Here is a 16,462-nt window from a genome sequence, read left to right as displayed (position 1 = left end):
GCCCGCGACACCAAGGGCGACCTCTACCTCTACCTGGGGTACGGCGACGGCACGGTCACCAAGCGCATCAAGGTCGGCTACGGCTGGGACATCTACAGCGAGATCGCCGGCAACGGCGACCTGAACGGCGACGGCAAGAACGACATCGTCGCCCGCGACAAGTCCGGCGTCCTGTGGCTGTACAAGGGCACCGGCAACCAGAAGGCGCCGTACGCCAAGCGCACCAAGATCGGCAGCGGCTGGAACCAGTACAACACCGTGTTCGCCCCCGGTGACATCGACCTGGACGGCACCGCGGACCTGGTCGCCCGGAACGCCGCGGGCGAGCTCTACCTGTACCGGGGCACCGGCAACGCCGCCACCCCGTACAAGCCGAAGGCGAACATCGGAACGTCGGGCTGGAACACCTACCGCCTGCTCTTCTGATCAAAAGGACAGGTTTTACGCCCAAAGTCGTGACACGATTCGGCTGAATCCGTGGCCCGCCGTCAACTCGCGGCGGGCCACGACCGATCACGATCCATGGAGTACTTCGTGGCCAAAACCTCTGGCCGTAACCACCGAAGCACAGCCGCTCGCGCGGCAGCTGCGGCGCTCACCGCCGCCCTCGTCGCCACCGGCACCTCCGCCGTGGCCGCAGACTCCCCGCAGCCGTCGCTCAGCGCGGCGGCGCAGCCGTCCGCAGCGGCCGCGAAGGCGGCTGCGGCCGTCGCCCCCAACTTCGCCCTGTTCGGCGTCAACTCCGCGGGGAACGCCTACGCCTACAGGTCGAACCTCAAGGGCGGGCTCACCGCCCGCAGCCTCAACGGATCGGGCTGGACGGGCGTCAACGCCATGCTCCAGGTCGCCAACGTGCAGAAGAGCAACGGCGACAGCGACGGCCTCTGGTTCCGCGAGAACAACGGGAACCTCGGCTACCTGAAGTTCGGCAGCGACAAGCCGGTCCAGGCCGGCTACGGCTGGAACACCTACAACAAGATCGTCTCCCCCGGCAACATCGGCGGCGCCGCCGCAGGCGACATCCTCGCCCGCGACACCAAGGGCGACGTCTACGTCTACCTCGGCTACGGCACCGGCAAGCTGACGGGCCGCATCAAGGTGGGCTACGGCTGGGACATCTACAGCGAGATCGCCGGCAACGGCGACCTGAACGGCGACGGCAAGAACGACATCGTCGCCCGCGACAAGTCCGGCGTCCTGTGGCTGTACAAGGGCACCGGCAACCAGAAGGCGCCGTTCGCCAAGCGCACCAAGGTCGGCAGCGGCTGGAACCAGTTCAACCGGCTGGTCTCCACGGGTGACATCACCGAGGACGGCCGGACCGACCTCCTCGCCCGCGACAAGGCCGGCGCACTGTGGCTGTACAGGGGCACCGGCAACGCCACCGTCCCGTACGCGGCCAAGGTGAAGGTCGGCACGAGCGGCTGGAACAGCTACAAGTTCCTTTTCTGAGCCGTGTGTTAGTTCCTTCCGGAACATGAGAGAGGGCCGCACCCCCGTCACCGGGGATGCGGCCCTCTCGCCGTGCTGCTGCTGATCCCTACTTGCGGATCAGGCTGCGGAGCACGTACTGCAGGATGCCGCCGTTGCGGTAGTAGTCCGCCTCACCGGGGGTGTCGATGCGGACGACGCCGTCGAACTCCACACCGGTGTCGGTGGTGACCTTGACGGTGCGCGGGGTGGTGCCGTTGTTCAGCTCGGTCACGCCGGTGAAGGAGAAGGTCTCCTCGCCGGTGAGGCCGAGGGACTCGGCGGTCGCGCCCTCCGGGAACTGGAGCGGGAGGACGCCCATGCCGATGAGGTTCGAGCGGTGGATGCGCTCGTAGGACTCGGCGATGACGGCCTTGACGCCCAGGAGCGCGGTGCCCTTGGCCGCCCAGTCGCGGGACGAGCCGGAGCCGTACTCCTTGCCCGCCAGGATGACGAGCGGGGTGCCGGCGGCCTGGTAGTTCTGCGAGGCGTCGTAGATGAACGACACCGGCGCGTCAGCCTGGGTGAAGTCGCGGGTGAAGCCGCCCTCGGTGCCCGGCGCGATCTGGTTGCGCAGGCGGATGTTGGCGAACGTGCCGCGGATCATGACCTCGTGGTTGCCACGGCGCGAGCCGTAGGAGTTGAAGTCACGGCGCTCGATGCCGTGCTCCGTGAGGTACTTGCCGGCCGGGGTGTCGGCCTTGATCGCACCGGCCGGGGAGATGTGGTCGGTGGTGACCGAGTCGCCCAGCTTCGCGAGGACGCGGCCGCCGGTGATGTCCTCGACCGGGGTCGTCTCCATCGTCATGCCCTCGAAGTACGGGGGCTTGCGCACGTAGGTGGACTCGGAGTCCCACTCGAAGGTGTTGCCGGTGGGGATCGAGAGCGCCTGCCACTGGGCGTCGCCCGCGAAGACGTCCTGGTAGGACTTGTTGAACATGTCCTCGCCGATGGAGTTGGCGACGACGGCGTTGACCTCGGCCTCGGTCGGCCAGATGTCGGCGAGGTGGACCGGCTTGCCGTCCTGGTCGATGCCCAGGGCGTCCTTGGTGATGTCGACCTTCATCGAACCGGCGATGGCGTACGCGACGACCAGCGGCGGGGAGGCCAGGTAGTTCATCTTGACGTCGGGGTTGATCCGGCCCTCGAAGTTACGGTTGCCGGAGAGCACCGAGGTGACGGCCAGGTCGTGCTCGTTGACCGCCTTGGAGACCTCTTCCGGCAGCGGGCCGGAGTTGCCGATGCAGGTGGTGCAGCCGTAGCCGACGAGGTTGAAGCCGACCTTGTCGAGGTACGGGGTCAGGCCCGCCTTGTCGAAGTAGTCGGTGACGACCTTCGAGCCCGGGGCGAGGGTGGTCTTGACCCACGGCTTGCGGGTCAGGCCCTTCTCGACGGCCTTCTTCGCCACGAGCGCCGCGGCGACCATGACGTACGGGTTCGAGGTGTTGGTGCAGGAGGTGATCGCGGCGACGGTGACGGCGCCGTGGTCGAGCTCGTACGAGGTGCCGTCGGGGGCGGTCACGGTGACCGGGTTCGACGGGACGCCGTTGGACGCGGCCGGCGAGTCGGAGGCCGGGAAGGACTCCTTGCCCGCCTCCTCGTCGTCCGAGACGTAGTTGCGCACGTCCTGGGCGAACTGGGCCTTGGCGTTCGCGAGGACGATGCGGTCCTGCGGGCGCTTCGGGCCGGCGATGGAGGGGACGACCGTGGAGAGGTCGAGCTCCAGCTTCTCGGAGAAGTCCGGCTCGGCGGCCGGGTCGAGCCAGAGGCCCTGCTCCTTGGCGTACGCCTCGACGAGCGCGACCTGCTGGGCGTCGCGGCCGGTCAGGCGAAGGTACTTCAGCGTCTCGTCGTCGATCGGGAAGATCGCGGCGGTGGAGCCGAACTCCGGCGACATGTTGCCGATGGTGGCGCGGTTCGCGAGCGAGGTGGCGGCGACGCCCTCACCGTAGAACTCGACGAACTTGCCGACGACGCCGTGCTTGCGGAGCATCTCGGTGATGGTCAGCACGAGGTCGGTGGCAGTGGTGCCGGCCGGGAGCTCGCCGGTCAGCTTGAAGCCGACGACGCGCGGGATGAGCATGGAGACCGGCTGGCCGAGCATCGCGGCCTCGGCCTCGATGCCGCCGACGCCCCAGCCCAGCACGCCGAGGCCGTTGACCATGGTGGTGTGCGAGTCGGTGCCGACGAGGGTGTCGGGGTACGCCTGGCCGCCCCGGACCATGACGGTGCGGGCCAGGTGCTCGATGTTGACCTGGTGGACGATGCCGGTGCCCGGGGGGACGACCTTGAACTCGTCGAAGGCGGTCTGGCCCCAGCGCAGGAACTGGTAGCGCTCCTTGTTGCGGCCGTACTCCAGCTCGACGTTCTGCGCGAACGCGTCGTTGGTGCCGAACTTGTCGGCGATGACGGAGTGGTCGATGACCAGCTCGGCCGGGGCGAGCGGGTTGATCTTCGCCGGGTCGCCACCGAGCTCCTTGACGGCCTCACGCATAGTGGCGAGGTCCACGACACAGGGCACACCGGTGAAGTCCTGCATGATCACGCGGGCCGGCGTGAACTGGATCTCCTGGCTGGGCTGAGCCTGGGAGTCCCAGCCACCGAGCGCCCGGATGTGGTCGGCGGTGATGTTCGCGCCGTCCTCCGTGCGGAGCAGGTTCTCCAGCAGCACCTTCAGGCTGTAAGGGAGGCGCGCGGAGCCCTCGACCTTGTCCAGCTTGAAGATCTCGTACGACTCGTCGCCCACGCGCAGCGTGCTGCGGGCGTCGAAGCTGTTCGCCGACACGACAGTCTCCTTCATCAATGTGCGCGTAACTCCGCGCCGCGCCTCACTACGGCGGGCGCCGCGTGGTGCTGCCTACAGCCACCCGGCCATCCGCTAAGGTAAGGCTTAGTTAGGTAGCCCTTACCGCGCGGCGGCCCGCTGTGCGCCTTCGGCATATATCTCGATGTCGAGATAACTCTAGTACATCGCCGGGGAAGGGGCATGTCAGGGCTCGCTGACCTGTCTCAACGAAGTCCGACTGGTCTCACTGAACATTGACCACTGGTAGGTTCGTCTCAACGAAGTTTGACCGCCGCTGGTCTGTGTCACCGATCAGATTGGATCGCCAGCCACGCACCGCTCGGGTGGCGACCGGCGCTGAGCGGCCCTGAGAGGATCAAGGGATGGCGGACTCACCTATGCAGATCAATGCCCTCATCGTCGATGCCACTGACCCTGAGCGGCTTGCCGCGTTCTGGTCCGAGTTGCTTGGCCGGCCAGTCGTGGGCCGCATGGGACCGTATGTATGGCTGCAGCGCGAGAACGGCCTGGGCCTGGGCTTCCAGCGAAGCGACAAGCCCAAGTCTGTGAAGAACCGTATGCACTTCGATGTCACCTCACCCAACCCGTCCGCAGAGCAGCAGCGTGTCGAGGCGCTCGGCGGGCGCCGGCTGGAGGAGTACGACCCCGGCGGGTTCCTGGTGATGGCAGATCCCGAGGGCAATGAGTTCTGCATCATCCCCGAAGGCCCCTTCGAACTCGATGACGAGGGACGCGCGGACTACCTCATCTGACCGGCCTGCCTGTCTGAGCCGTCGACTCCCCGCCGTCACCAGAGTTTGACCGGCGGTGGCGATACGCCTTCTGCCTGCAGCGTTGTGAGCACGTCCGGCGCTGTTCCTGGCAAGGCCCTGGTGGCAGCGGTCCTTCGCAGACTTCGCAGGGTCGCGATGACGGTGTGGGTGCCGGTTCAGGTAGTGCTGCGGGCCGCGCTGTCTGCGGCGGCGGAGGAGATAGGTTCGCAGGTGGCTGCCGGAGTTGTTGGCGGTGTGCTCGTTGGCGGCATCGGGCCGAGCATGTCCGGCGTGGTGTGGACATCTGGTCGCCGCAGACGGGGCAGAGGGGTGGTTCGGATGGATCTGCCGGGGCTGCTTCGGTGTTCCATTTCTGCTGGTGTTTGAGGTAGTTGGCACGTCGGCAGGCGGAGGAGCAGAGGCGGTAGCGCTGTCCGGGCTGGATCTTCATGCTCTTGCCGCACTCTCGGCAGGGGGCTTTCAGCGGGGCGGCGCGAGGGTGCCGTTTCCGGTGTGCCTTCTCGCGGCAGGCCTGGGAACAGCGCAGACTCCGGCGTCCGATGACGTCGGAGGGCGGCATCTCGGCGTCGCACTCCAGGCAGCGTCTCGTTTCCAGGGTGGCGAGGAGGGTTTCGGGGTCGCGGCCGGTTGTGGCGGCCAGCCGTGTCCAGCTGGGAAGGCCGAGGTGTTCGGGTGGTTCGCAGAGGAAGGTCCGCAGGTAGCTGGGCGGGAGATGGTTGGCGTGGGCCAGGCGGACGATGAAGGACCGGACGCCTTCGCCGGCTTGGGGACGGACCTGGAAGGGCAGGACGCGGATGTTCTCCTGGGTCATCGAGAGGTCCCGGACCTGCGGATCTGAGCTGATTCGGCGGCGACGTCCAGGGAGACGGCCTTCAGCCCGGCCTTGGTGATCTTCTCGGTGCCGTTGAAGATCGCGTCGATCGCGGCTCCGCGGATCTGGTGGGAGAGGGCGCCGATCATGCCGCCGGTGCGGTCGTGGAGGTAGCGGTCGAGTTTCGCCAGGGTGCCGGGCTCGTGGCGCCGCAGGGCGAGGGTCTTCTCCATGGTCGCGACCAGACCCCGCCATTCACTGTTGTAGGGGAACGGCTGGGTGGGGATCAGAGTGAAACGGCCGGCGATCTGGGCTCCGCGGGTGCCGGTCAGGAGGCTGCCGTGCTCGATGTCGATGCCTGCGTAGATGAACGTGGCGGGGATCCGCTCGGAGAAGTACTTGAGGGTGTCGGCGACTTCGGCGCCGTGCTGGGTGGTGAGCGAGATGTTGTGGAGCTCGTCGACCAGGATCATGCCGGTGCGGGCGTCGGTGCAGACGCCGACGACGGATTCGATGAGGTCGGTGATGTTCATGCGGGCCATCACCGGAAGTCCGAGGAAGCGGGCGAACTCGGCCGCGATCATGCGGGGTGTCGCGGCGGGCGGGACTGTGATGTAGATGACCGGCTTGCGGTCGGTGGCGGTGGGGTGCCGGGCCCGGTCCAGCAGTTCGTGCGACAGGCCGAGCTGGGTGATCGCGATGGTCTTCCCGGTGCCGGCGGGTCCGGAGACGATCAGGCCCCGGCGGGCACTGATCGCGTGCCGGTTCAGCACGACCAGGCGGCGGCCGGTGGCGACGGTGTGGCGGACGACGGAGGTGGCAACCACCAGCAGACGGCCGTGATGGTCGAGGCGTGCTTCGTCGAAGGCAGCCTGGCCCGCCTCGCCGAGCGAGTCGTACTGAGCGTCGTCGAGCCGGGGCGGTGGCCCCGGCGGCCCGTCGACGAAGCGGCGCCAGCCGTCGATCGTGGTCAGGTGCCGCTGGGAGTCCTGGGGCAAGGCGGGCGGTGGCGTCATGAGCGTTTCCAGGGGTCTTCCAGCGGGTCGAACAGTCCGAGCGGGATCACCTCGGCGAGCGAGTCCTCGCTCTCTTCCTGCTCGGGTTCCGCCTGAGTGCTGGGAACGGATGCCGGAGTGAGGGGACCTGCGGCTTTCGTGCGGGCGACCACTCGCCGGTCGCGCTTGCCGGGTTTGGAACCCTGCTTGGGCTCAGGGCCGGCATGGGCCCGGGTGAGCAAGGCGGCGACCGCGTCAGCGATCTCCGTCTCGGTGGCGCGAGGGAGTTTGCCGCTGACGTGGTTCCAGGCCAGGTTTCCGAAGGGGACCGGGACGCGGTCGAGGTGTTTCCAGGTGGCCTGGACCCATGAGTTGTCGCCGCGGTGATCACGTACCCAGATCCGGGACACGTCGTAGGGGTCGTGGTGGACCTCCCAGAGGCCGCGTTTGGCCACGATCCCGGACTCCTGGCGGCGCATGCGTCCGAGCTCGGGGCTGTCGTAGGTGCGGTTCTTGATCCGGATGCCGTATTCGTTGACCGCCCGCCATTCCGCGGGCAGGAGTTCGACGTAGTCGTCGCCGCTGAGCGCGACCGGGACGTAGCCGCATGCCTCGATCAAGGTGGCGTATTTCTCGTTCGGTGTGAACAGCCGGCCCGGGTGGGAGGGGTCGCGTAGTCCGTCGTGCGGACGGTTCTGCCACTTTGCGACGATCCATTCGTCCAGGAGTTCCTGCAACTCCAGCAGAGACCAGAGCCGTTCACGTTCCAGGTGACGGCCGCGGCGGTCGCTGTTGCGTCCGGTGTAGCCGGGCAGGAACTGGGCGAACAGCGTGGCCACCGAGCCCAGCATTTTCTCGATGTGGCCCTTCTCGAACCCTGAACCCTTGTGCGTCGGCTGGAAGTCGATCTCCAGGAAGCGGCAGGACGAACGGAAGTTCCGCGAGATGAAAACGCTTCCGTGGTCGCAGACGATCACTTCCGGGACGATCACCGGCCGGGCCGCGGCATGGGCCAGACGCTCGTCGAGGGCCAGAAGCCGACGGTGCGGCAGCACCGAACGGGACATCTTCAACGCATCTGTCCAGCCCGGCCGCATCGGCTCGGGAGTGACGCTGCGGGCCAGCAGCACGCTGGCGTCCACCGACTTCGTCGTCGGCCGCAACACCGCCGCAGTCAGGGTCCTGGTCGCGACGTCGATCATGGCGGTGAGCTCGACCTTGCCGGTGACCCCGTTGTCGAGCAGGACCAGCACGTCCAGCGGGGTGGAGTCGATCTGCATGACCTCGCCCGGCGCGAAGACGTGAAGCTGCCCGTGCGGTGTCGTAGCTCCGTTGGCCTTGGATCGGCGGGTTTCTGCTGATGCGAGGGCGTGTGTGCCCGCGGTCAGCTTCGTCAGCAGCCGATAGAGGGTGGCGCGGGAGGGGAGCTTCACCTCCTGCCCCTCGGTATCCTCTTTGAGGATCTCTTCGGCCCTCCATAAAATGTATGAACCGGTGCGGGTGGACCCATTGACGCCTTCGTCGATTGCCCGCCGCACCGCGTCGACCACCGTTTCGTCGACCTCGCCGAACTGCGGAGTCCTGCGGACGGGCCGGTGGTCGGCCAGGCCGATTACCCCGAGTTGCTGGTAGCGGCGGCGCCGGTGGGCGACCGTGCTGGCGGTCACCTTGTGCCCGGCGGCTGCCAGTTCAGCGGCTTTGGCCCGCTGGCGTGCGCTCAGGGAGCGATCCGGGCCGTACTCGTGTCGGGGCAGCGTGCCGGAATCGGCCCCAGGTGGCAGGCCGTGCAGCACCTCCAGGATGTGCTCCTCCCACCACAGAGCCCGCTCGACGACCGGTTCGGGGAAGGTCTCCAGCAACGAGGCAGCCGGCAGCGGCATCCGAGCCGGGGTGTCCACGACCTCGAAGTCGTCGGCCTCGAACAACTCGAGCAACGAGACGACCAGGTGCGGCTGTCCGTCAGCGGTCAGCGTCGCGGTCAGGGCCGAGACGGCGAGCACCGCCCGCAACTGCCCGGCGAACCGGACCCGATCTCCGACTGTCAGCCTTCCCGGCCGCCTAAGTCGGCTCATGCCGACCCTCCTGCGGCCCAGACCAGGCTCTCCGAGTCCAGCAGGTCCGATTCAAGGTCCGCATCGAGTCGGCCCGACCACATCAGGTGGAACAGCACCGGAAGCACCTGCAGCCGGTCACCCACGAGCTCGGCCCCGGCCCACATGCCCATCGGCTCGTTGAAGACATCGATCAGCGCGGCCGCGACCGATGCCGGGCGTCCCGAGCGGGCCCTGCGGTAGCGGGCCAACCAGCGAACGTTCGCCATGAACACCGGATCCGGCGTGCCCACCCACTCGAACTGCCAGCCCACCGCCTCGCAAGCCTGCCGCGTCGCCTCGAACGACTCCTCGGTCCGTTCGTCCATGCGGTCCGCAGACCTGACGTCGACCACCCGAGCTCGACCGTCGACAAGGCGTACGAAGTAGTCGGGGGCGTGTCGACGCCCCTTGTGCCCGTCGTCCCAGCGCAGCCAGAAGGGCTGAGCGGCGATACCGACGACCTCCCGATCCCGGTCCATCAAGATCAGACGGTCTCGCTCCAGCCACGACTCGTAGCCCACGTGGCCGACCGTCGTCACCGCGTAGTACCAGCCCGGGAAGCTCTTGCCTCCCTTCGCCCAACGGAATTCGCGTACCGGATCGGCTACCTCGAACGGGACACTCCAGGCCTTCCCCAGCGGCAGCCGACGCCTGCCTCCAGAATGGGAAAACTCCAGCTCAAACGCCGAAAGTGCCTCGTCACCAAACGCCCGTACAGCTGTCGCCACCGCCGCCCCCTCGCAAGCCCCAACCGCTGCGAACGTAGAGCAGACATCCGTCAAACTTCATTGAGATCGGTCAAGGTTCACTGAGACGAGTCACTCGCGACTGACCGCTGTCATCCAATCGAGGCGTTTGACAGCGAACCCAGTCGTTTCGGCTTCGTTGCCAGCGAACCTAGTCGTACGAGGTGACGCGCTGGGGGTGCTGGATGGCCGTACCGGTCGGGGTGGATCTTGCAGAGCCGTACGTCGAGCTGTCGTACGTGGATGCCGTGCGCGAGCGTCGGCGGCGTCCGCTGCTGGACTGCGTGACGGCGCGGTTCGAGGACGTGGCCGCCGTACGGCCGTTCCGCTGGGCGCGCGGTGAGCGTCACTTCTCCGGCTGGTACTGGGCGGCAACGACCGGGCAGCACGTCGGTTTCGAATCGTGGCTGGAGCGGGACCGGCTTCTGCTGATGGACTTCGATCCCGAGGTGGTGGGGATCGCCTCGCAACCGTTCTGGCTGCACTGGCACGACGGCGAGCGGGAGCGTCGGCACGCTCCGGACTACTTCGTACGCCGCACGGACGGCTCGGCGGTGGTCGTCGATGTCCGCTCCGATGAACGGATCGAGCCGCAGGACGCCGAGGCGTTCGAGGTCACGCGCCTGGCCTGCGGCCAGGCGGGATGGGGCTTCGAGCGGGTCGGGGTGCCCGATGCGGTGCTACTGGCGAATGTTCGGTGGCTGTCGCGCTACCGGCACCCGCGGTGCCTGCACCGACCGGTCGTGACCAGGCTGCGGGCAGCTCTCTCGGCTCCGGTCCCGCTGATGGTCGGGGCCGATGCCGCCGGTGACCGGCTTGAGACGCTGCCGACCTTGTTCCATCTCCTCTGGCTCCAGGAGGTGGCTGCCGAGGGGCTGGCCGTCGAGGTGCTGGGGCCGTCCACCATCGTGCGCCTGGCGGACGGAGGTGGACGGTGACGCGGAAAGAGCGACGGGTGCCTCCGACGGGCAGGATCGCGGAATTCCCGGAGAGCGCCGCCGAACAGGCCCGCTGGTGGGAGAGGCACATTCTGGAGGTTCTGGACGGCTTACCGCCGGATGCTCCTGCGGGGACGGCACCGCGGCCGGAGTTCGATCCGGAACGGAACTCGCTGGCCCAGCGGGAGCGGGCCAAGACCGCCGAGCTGACGGCGGCCGGGCACACGATGACGGCCAGCGGCATCAAGCAGCGGCGCCAGCGCTACCAGCGTGACGGACTGGTCGGGCTGGCCGATGGCCGGTCGGCGAAACAGATGCCGTCGTTCGGCCGGGTCGACTCGGCGGTAGTCGAGGCGATGCGGGAGGCGATCGAGGAGACCGCCGAGGCGTCGTCGAAGACGATCGGCTTCGTGGTCTGGCGGGCGACCCAGATCCTGAACACACGCGAGGAAGGTGTCGAGGTGCCGTCCGAGCGCACGCTCTACCGGCTGTTCGACAGGCTGGCGGCCGGAACCCACGCGACGGGCTCGGCGACCACGCGCCGGTCGGTGAACGCGCGCCCCACCGGCCCATTCGGGGAGGTACCCGCCTGCGCGCCGGGCGAATGGATGCAGATCGACTCCACTCCGCTCGATGTCCTGGTGCGGCTGGACGACGGCATCGCCGAGAAGGTCGAGTTGACGGCCATGATCAACCTGGCGACCAGGTCGCTGGCCGCTGTGGTGCTGCGACCGACGACGAAAGCAGCCGACGCCTCTGCTCTCCTGGCCCGGAGCATCACCCCAGAGACGATGCGTCCTGGCTGGTCGGACGCGCTTCGGATGTCGAGGTCGGCGATGCCGCACCGGCGGCTGCTGGCCTTGGACGAGCGGCTGGAACACGCGGCCGCGAAGCCGGTCATCGTGCCGGACACCATCGTCTGCGACCACGGCAAGGTCTTCATCTCGAACAACTTCCGCGCCTCTTGCCGCTACCTGGGCATCAGCCTTCAGCCGACTCACAAGGCGTCACCCTTCGAGAAGGGCGCGATCGAGAAGACGCTGGGGTCGGTGGCGACGCTGTTCGCGCAGTTCGTCGCAGGCTACACCGGCCGGTCGGTGGACCGCCGGGGCCGGGGGCTGGAGAACGGACCGCTTTGGTCCTTGCCCGAGTTGCAGAGTTTGCTGGAGGAGTGGACGGTCGCCGTCTGGCAGAACCGCCCGCACGATGCGCTGCGGGACCCGGACTCTCCGAAGCGGGCGTTCTCGCCAAACGAGAAGTACGCGACGCTGTTGGAGTCGTGCGGCTATGTTCCGGCCCCGCTCAGCGGCGAGGACTACATCGAGTTGCTGCCCGAACGGTGGCAGGCGATCAACGCCTACGGCATCCGGATCAACCACCGCACCTACGACGCATCCGAGTTGGCGCCCTTGCGTCGCCAGCATTCCGGGGTGGCGGAGAAGAAGGGGCTATGGGAGATCCACTACGACCCCTACGACGTCTCCCGGATCTGGGTGCGCGACCGCCGCAGCGAGCCGGCCCGGTGGATCACGGTGTTCTGGAAGCACCTGCACCGCGTCGGCGTCCCGTTCGGTGAGATGGCCTGGGACCACGCCCGTGAACAGGTGCCCGGCGGGAGCGAGGAACAGATCGCCGATGCTGCCGCTGCCCTGCTGCGGCGGGCTCACGACGGCCCTGCCACGGAAGCAGACCGGCCGGACAAACGCTCAAAGCGAGGCCGGCGGATCGCCGCCCGCACCCGGGCCACCGCCACCGATCGGCCGGTCCCTGACTCCTCGGACGTCGAGGTCGTGCCCGACGAGGCGGACACCGAGGTGGCGAAGGTCATCCCGCTGGGGCTGTTCGATCCGCTGGCCAATCCATGGAGGCGCACGTGACCATCTCCGACCCGGCATCCCGACAGGTCGCGTTGGGCGAGATCGACGCCGAGGCCAACTGGCAGCTGACCACCTTGGAGGGATGGCGGAAGTCCATCGAGGACCCGCCCGCGCCCCCGGTGCTGTTGTCCGCCGGCGAACTAAAGCTGCTGTCCGAGACCGAGCGGGATCTCGACGACGAGTACCGGCTCGACCACCATGCCCGGATGCTCGTGGTCGCTACCTCGTTCGTCGAGAAGACCGTGGTCTGCGGCCGTCGGCTGGTCCTGCTCAACCGCCACGCGATCAGCGCCCGCCGCGGCCTGATGGTCTCCGGGCTTCCCGGAACGGGCAAGACCAGCGCCATCACCCAGCTCGGACGCGCCCATGAACTCCTCGACCGGGCCCGCCACCCCAACGTCGCCGACCGCATTCCCGTTCTCTACATCACGGTCCCTCCCGCCGCGACCGCCCGCATGGTCGCAGCCGAGTTCGCCCGTTTCCTGGGCCTTCCGGTCCGGGCGCGGTCGAACATGACGGACATCATCGAGGCCGTCGTCGGTGTCTGCACTGATACCCGCACCGGTCTCGTGCTCGTCGACGAAATCCACAACGTCTCGCAGGTCACCCGGGCTGGCGGCGAGGTCTCCGACACCCTGAAGTACTTCTCCGAGCGCATCCCCGCCACGTTCGTCTACGCCGGCATCGGCCTGGAGACCAGCGAGCTACTGGCCGGCACCCGGGGAGCCCAGATCGCGGGCCGATTCACCCTCGTCCCCACCCGCCCGTTCCCCTACGGCGACGAGTGGAAGGGGCTCGTGGCGACCATGGAGGAGATCTTGCTCCTGCACGACCATCCACCGGGGAGCCTGGTCAGGCTGGACCGCTACCTCCACAACCGGACCTCCGGGATGATCGGCGCGTTGTCCCACGCCGTCCGGGGCGCCGCGATCGACGCGATCCTCAGCGGCACAGAACGCGTGACGAAGGCAGGGCTCGACGCAATCCCCCTGGACCACGCAGCGGAAACCCCGCGGAAGGGGCCGCTGAAGTGAGCCGACCAGTACCAGAAATGCCTCGCCCGCTGGCTCCGCTGCCCATTCGAGTGCGCCCCTGCGCCGGCGAGATCACCGACTCATACGTCCGTCGGCTCGCCCACGCGAACCATCTCAGGCCGAGTTACCTCCACTGCTTCCTCAACGGACCACCCTTCTGGTTCGGCAAGCCCCAGCTCGACCGTCTGGCCACTGTTTCCGGACGCTCCGAGGAAGCGCTGGACCGAGCGCTCGCTGATGCCAGCTCCCCGCGCGGCCGCATGAAGCCCAACCCGCGCACAGCTCGGACGGAACTCTTTCCCGGCCAACCACACCTGCCCCTGCTCATCTACATCGACGCCCGCAGAGGGCACACCATCCAGGAGCTCGCTCTGCGGCACGAAGTCCCCCGACGTCTCGTCCGTCTTGCCCTGGACACAATGCAACCGCCTCCCCGAGGAGTCGAACGGGGCCATGCGGGCCTCGACAGCGACCTCATCAAGGACGTCCGGGCCATGGTGGATGAAGGCCTCAGCCCGAAACGGATATGGCTGAGGCTCATGGACGACTACGAAGTCTCCGTGTCCTACACGCTGCTTCGCCACTTCATCCGCTGGCGCTGCCCTTGAAGGCCGCCGCGCAGGCCCCAGTCCGAGCTCAACCGGACGGCATGACCGGGGACCACACGCCGAACCACTGCTCGGCGCCCCACTCCTCGAACCGTTGCACCTCGGTGAACCCCAGCTTCGCCGCGAGGCGCATCGAGCGGTCGTTGGCCGTCTGGGTGCACAGCACCACCGGCTCACCGGGAAGCGCGTCGGCGAACCAGCCGAGCGCCGCCGCGCACGCCTCGGCGGCATACCCGCATCCCCACGCCTCCGGCAGGAACATATAGCCGAGCTCGGCCTCCCCGGCGTCCGGACGGACGTGCCCCGGACGCTCCGCGTCGCGCCGATCGAGCGTGATCGTGCCGATCATCGCTCCGTCGATATCGATCACGAAAAGGCCAGGGCGCCGGCCGGGCAGTTCAGGCACCTCGCGTTCAAGCTCGCCACGCGGGCGAGGGCCACCGAGGTAGGTGCGCACCTCCGGCGAGGCGAATAACTCGATGAACGCCGCACGGTCCCGGGCCTCGGACTCTCGGAGCACGAGCCGCTCGGTCCTTATCGGGGCAGGTGGCCAGGCGACGGGTCCTAACTCAGTCATGGCGGGCAACCTATCGCACGCCCATGAGCATGATCCGAAACAGAAGGCTCAGACCCGAGGTCTGTCCCAGGCCCTGTCATTCAACATAGTCGCCGCAGATCAGCGCCCACCTATCGACTAACTTCACTGTCAAAGGACAGCGACCGCTCCCATCCGGCCGAGGCGCTTACGCGGCGATCCCAGTCGTTTCGCCTTCTGCCCCAGTGAACCCGGTCGCGCGGGTGATCGCACCGAGGGGGCGCCGGGCGGCCGCACCGGCCGGGGCAGTTCCTGCCGGACCGTACGTCGAGGGGTCGTACACGGACGCCACAGGTGAGCGGCATCGGCGTCCCGCGCCGGAGCGTGCGACGGCCCGCTTCGAGGATGCGGCCACGGGGGGCCGTTGCGCCGGTCGCGGGGTGGGCGTCATTTCGGGGGCCGGTACCGGACGGTTCGGCGGAGGACGCGTTCGCGGCCCTCAGTCGAGACAGAACTCGTTGCCCTCGATGTCCTGCATCCCGATGCAGGACTCGTCGTAGCCATCGGCGAGCAGTACGTACAGACGTACCGCGCCGAGCGCGACCAGCCGTGCGCACTCGGCTTCGAGCGCGGCGAGGCGCTCTTCACCCACGAGCCCGGTGCCGACCCGCACGTCAAGGTGAAGCCGATTCTTGACGGCCTTGCCTTCGGGGACGCGCTGGAAGAACAGCCGCGGGCCCACACCCGAGGGATCATGGCAAACGAACGCCGCACCCTGACGCTCAGGCGGCAGCGAGCGATCGAAGTCGTCCCATGCAGCGAACCCCTTCGGCGGCGGAGGTACGTCGTACCCCAGCACCTCGCACCAGAAGCGAGCGACGCGCTCAGGTTCTGCGCAGTCAAAGGTGACCTGGAACTGCTTGATCGACGCCATCGGTCCACCGTAGTGGCGCGCGCTGATCCTCGCTGAGAAATAACAGTTCACCCGACGGAAGGTCTCGTGGCGAAAGCCCTGGGGCCGCAATCCCCATGCTCGCCGAGCGGCAGCCCCGGGTATGGGGCCGTGGCGTCAGCCGGTCCGTTCGGCACGGGCGCACGCGGCGCGCTCACGTTCACACCCACGTCCACGTCGCCTTTCACGTCCGCGCCCACACTCGCGGGGATCTGGCGGCGGACGTCGTCCAGCAGGTTCCGCATCGCGATGCGGAAGATCTCGGCCTGGTGGTCGCCGAGGAAGGCGGTGTGCCCGAACACCTCCAGGATGACGAGGCCGTTCAGGTGCCCCCACGCGCTCAGCAGGAGAGCGGTCGCGGGCGACGGCAGATATCCCAGACCGTAGTGGGGCAGTTGTTCCAGATACTTCCGGAGCGAGGGTGAGAGCGCGGGGGTCTCGGCGGCGGCGAGTTGCGCCTCGGTGAACCCGGCGAACATCTCACGCTCGAAGATCGCGCTCATCCGGCGCATCGCCTGGGTGGTCGGGCCCTCGACGGGGGCCGCGTAGTCCCGCAGCGGCGTCCCGTAGAGAAGCTGGAAGCGCTCGGGGTGGGCGACGGCCCATCGGCGGTAGCCCTCGGCCGCGATCACCAGGCGCGGCAGGGCCGGGTCGTCCGCCGCGGTGTCGACGGCAGCCTGCACGGCATCGGCCAAGTCACCGTACGCCTTGGTGATGAGCTCCGTGACGAGAGCTTCCCGGCTCGGGAAGTAGTGGTAGAGCGCTTGCACCGTCATCCCGAGATCGCGGGCGACCGCGCGCAGGGACAGGGCCGCGGGGCCGTT

At 68.1% G+C, this 16,462-nt stretch carries 13 protein-coding genes and 1 pseudogene; 7 read left to right on the top strand and 7 right to left on the bottom strand.

Annotated elements, in window-relative coordinates; genetic code table 11:
• Together J1C73_RS19660 and J1C73_RS19655 are read left to right on the top strand one after the other, a co-directional pair.
• Positions 1-426 (top strand): FG-GAP repeat domain-containing protein (locus J1C73_RS19660; RefSeq protein ID WP_207317562.1); only part of this gene is annotated, 426 nt, incomplete at its 5' end.
• Between the two features lie 108 nt (positions 427-534).
• Entirely contained in the window at positions 535-1,452 is a 918-nt protein-coding gene (locus tag J1C73_RS19655) for an FG-GAP repeat domain-containing protein (RefSeq protein ID WP_307797737.1), read from the top strand.
• A gap of 88 nt (positions 1,453-1,540) precedes the next feature.
• On the opposite strand, the gene acnA is transcribed toward J1C73_RS19655, so the two are convergent.
• On the bottom strand, positions 1,541-4,255 hold the full coding sequence (gene acnA, locus J1C73_RS19650) for an aconitate hydratase AcnA (RefSeq protein ID WP_307797736.1): 2,715 nt from the start codon (positions 4,253-4,255) through the stop codon (positions 1,541-1,543).
• A 383-nt stretch (positions 4,256-4,638) separates the two neighbouring features.
• Here acnA and J1C73_RS19645 point away from each other — a divergent pair, with 383 nt between their 5' ends.
• Positions 4,639-5,028, top strand: a complete 390-nt coding sequence (locus J1C73_RS19645) for a VOC family protein (RefSeq protein ID WP_207317559.1) — start codon at positions 4,639-4,641, stop codon at positions 5,026-5,028.
• 828 nt (positions 5,029-5,856) lie between these two features.
• Here the strand turns inward: J1C73_RS19645 and J1C73_RS19640 are convergent.
• The 3 genes from J1C73_RS19640 to J1C73_RS19630 are packed head-to-tail and all read right to left on the bottom strand — an operon-like array spanning position 5,857 to position 9,676.
• On the bottom strand, positions 5,857-6,876 hold the full coding sequence (locus J1C73_RS19640) for an AAA family ATPase (RefSeq protein WP_207317558.1): 1,020 nt from the start codon (positions 6,874-6,876) through the stop codon (positions 5,857-5,859).
• Positions 6,873-8,927: a Mu transposase C-terminal domain-containing protein gene (locus J1C73_RS19635; RefSeq protein ID WP_207317557.1), complete on the bottom strand. Its 2,055-nt coding sequence runs from the start codon at positions 8,925-8,927 to the stop codon at positions 6,873-6,875. The genes J1C73_RS19640 and J1C73_RS19635 overlap by 4 nt, the downstream gene beginning before the upstream one ends.
• On the bottom strand, positions 8,924-9,676 hold the full coding sequence (locus J1C73_RS19630) for a TnsA-like heteromeric transposase endonuclease subunit (RefSeq protein WP_207317556.1): 753 nt from the start codon (positions 9,674-9,676) through the stop codon (positions 8,924-8,926). The genes J1C73_RS19635 and J1C73_RS19630 overlap by 4 nt, the downstream gene beginning before the upstream one ends.
• A gap of 203 nt (positions 9,677-9,879) precedes the next feature.
• On the opposite strand from J1C73_RS19630, the gene J1C73_RS19625 reads away from it, so the two are divergent.
• From J1C73_RS19625 to J1C73_RS19610, 4 genes are read left to right on the top strand one after another with little or no spacing between them, the layout of a single operon-like run.
• Positions 9,880-10,632 carry a TnsA-like heteromeric transposase endonuclease subunit gene (locus tag J1C73_RS19625; protein ID WP_124286752.1) on the top strand — a complete coding sequence of 251 codons (753 nt, stop codon included), beginning with the start codon at positions 9,880-9,882 and terminating at the stop codon, positions 10,630-10,632.
• A 17-nt stretch (positions 10,633-10,649) separates the two neighbouring features.
• Positions 10,650-12,509 carry a TnsB C-terminal domain-containing protein gene (locus tag J1C73_RS19620; protein ID WP_504743918.1) on the top strand — a complete coding sequence of 620 codons (1,860 nt, stop codon included), beginning with the start codon at positions 10,650-10,652 and terminating at the stop codon, positions 12,507-12,509.
• Positions 12,506-13,543: an ATP-binding protein gene (locus J1C73_RS19615; protein ID WP_241200573.1), complete on the top strand. Its 1,038-nt coding sequence runs from the start codon at positions 12,506-12,508 to the stop codon at positions 13,541-13,543. Before J1C73_RS19620 ends, J1C73_RS19615 begins: the two co-directional genes overlap by 4 nt.
• A complete protein-coding gene (locus tag J1C73_RS19610) occupies positions 13,540-14,151 on the top strand; it encodes a TniQ family protein (protein ID WP_207317554.1) in 612 nt (203 codons plus the stop codon). The genes J1C73_RS19615 and J1C73_RS19610 overlap by 4 nt, the downstream gene beginning before the upstream one ends.
• Before the next feature lie 28 nt (positions 14,152-14,179).
• On the opposite strand, the gene J1C73_RS19605 is transcribed toward J1C73_RS19610, so the two are convergent.
• The 3 genes and pseudogenes from J1C73_RS19605 to J1C73_RS19595 all read right to left on the bottom strand — a co-directional run.
• A complete protein-coding gene (locus J1C73_RS19605) occupies positions 14,180-14,728 on the bottom strand; it encodes a GNAT family N-acetyltransferase (RefSeq protein ID WP_124286748.1) in 549 nt (182 codons plus the stop codon).
• Between the two features lie 457 nt (positions 14,729-15,185).
• The gene (locus J1C73_RS19600) at positions 15,186-15,620 is read right to left on the bottom strand and encodes a VOC family protein (protein WP_207317553.1); all 435 of its coding nucleotides are present in this window, start codon (positions 15,618-15,620) and stop codon (positions 15,186-15,188) included.
• Positions 15,621-15,838: 218 nt separating this feature from the next.
• Positions 15,839-16,462: pseudogene (locus J1C73_RS19595) on the bottom strand (TetR/AcrR family transcriptional regulator); the annotation flags it as partial.

This window comes from Streptomyces laculatispora (assembly GCF_017353455.1).
GTDB lineage: Bacteria > Actinomycetota > Actinomycetes > Streptomycetales > Streptomycetaceae > Streptomyces > Streptomyces laculatispora.
The sequence above is the reverse complement of the archived record's forward strand: the minus strand, read 5'-3'. Positions and strand labels throughout refer to the sequence as shown.

What these genes read in the sequence shown, in the direction of transcription:
- J1C73_RS19640 (WP_207317558.1), bottom strand. Translation starts at nt 6,876, where the DNA reads ATGACGCCACCGCCCGCCTTGCCCCAGGACTCCCAGCGGCACCTGACC.
- J1C73_RS19605 (WP_124286748.1), bottom strand. Translation starts at nt 14,728, where the DNA reads ATGACTGAGTTAGGACCCGTCGCCTGGCCACCTGCCCCGATAAGGACC.
- J1C73_RS19600 (WP_207317553.1), bottom strand. Translation starts at nt 15,620, where the DNA reads ATGGCGTCGATCAAGCAGTTCCAGGTCACCTTTGACTGCGCAGAACCT.
- J1C73_RS19635 (WP_207317557.1), bottom strand. Translation starts at nt 8,927, where the DNA reads ATGAGCCGACTTAGGCGGCCGGGAAGGCTGACAGTCGGAGATCGGGTC.
- J1C73_RS19625 (WP_124286752.1), top strand. Translation starts at nt 9,880, where the DNA reads ATGGCCGTACCGGTCGGGGTGGATCTTGCAGAGCCGTACGTCGAGCTG.
- J1C73_RS19645 (WP_207317559.1), top strand. Translation starts at nt 4,639, where the DNA reads ATGGCGGACTCACCTATGCAGATCAATGCCCTCATCGTCGATGCCACT.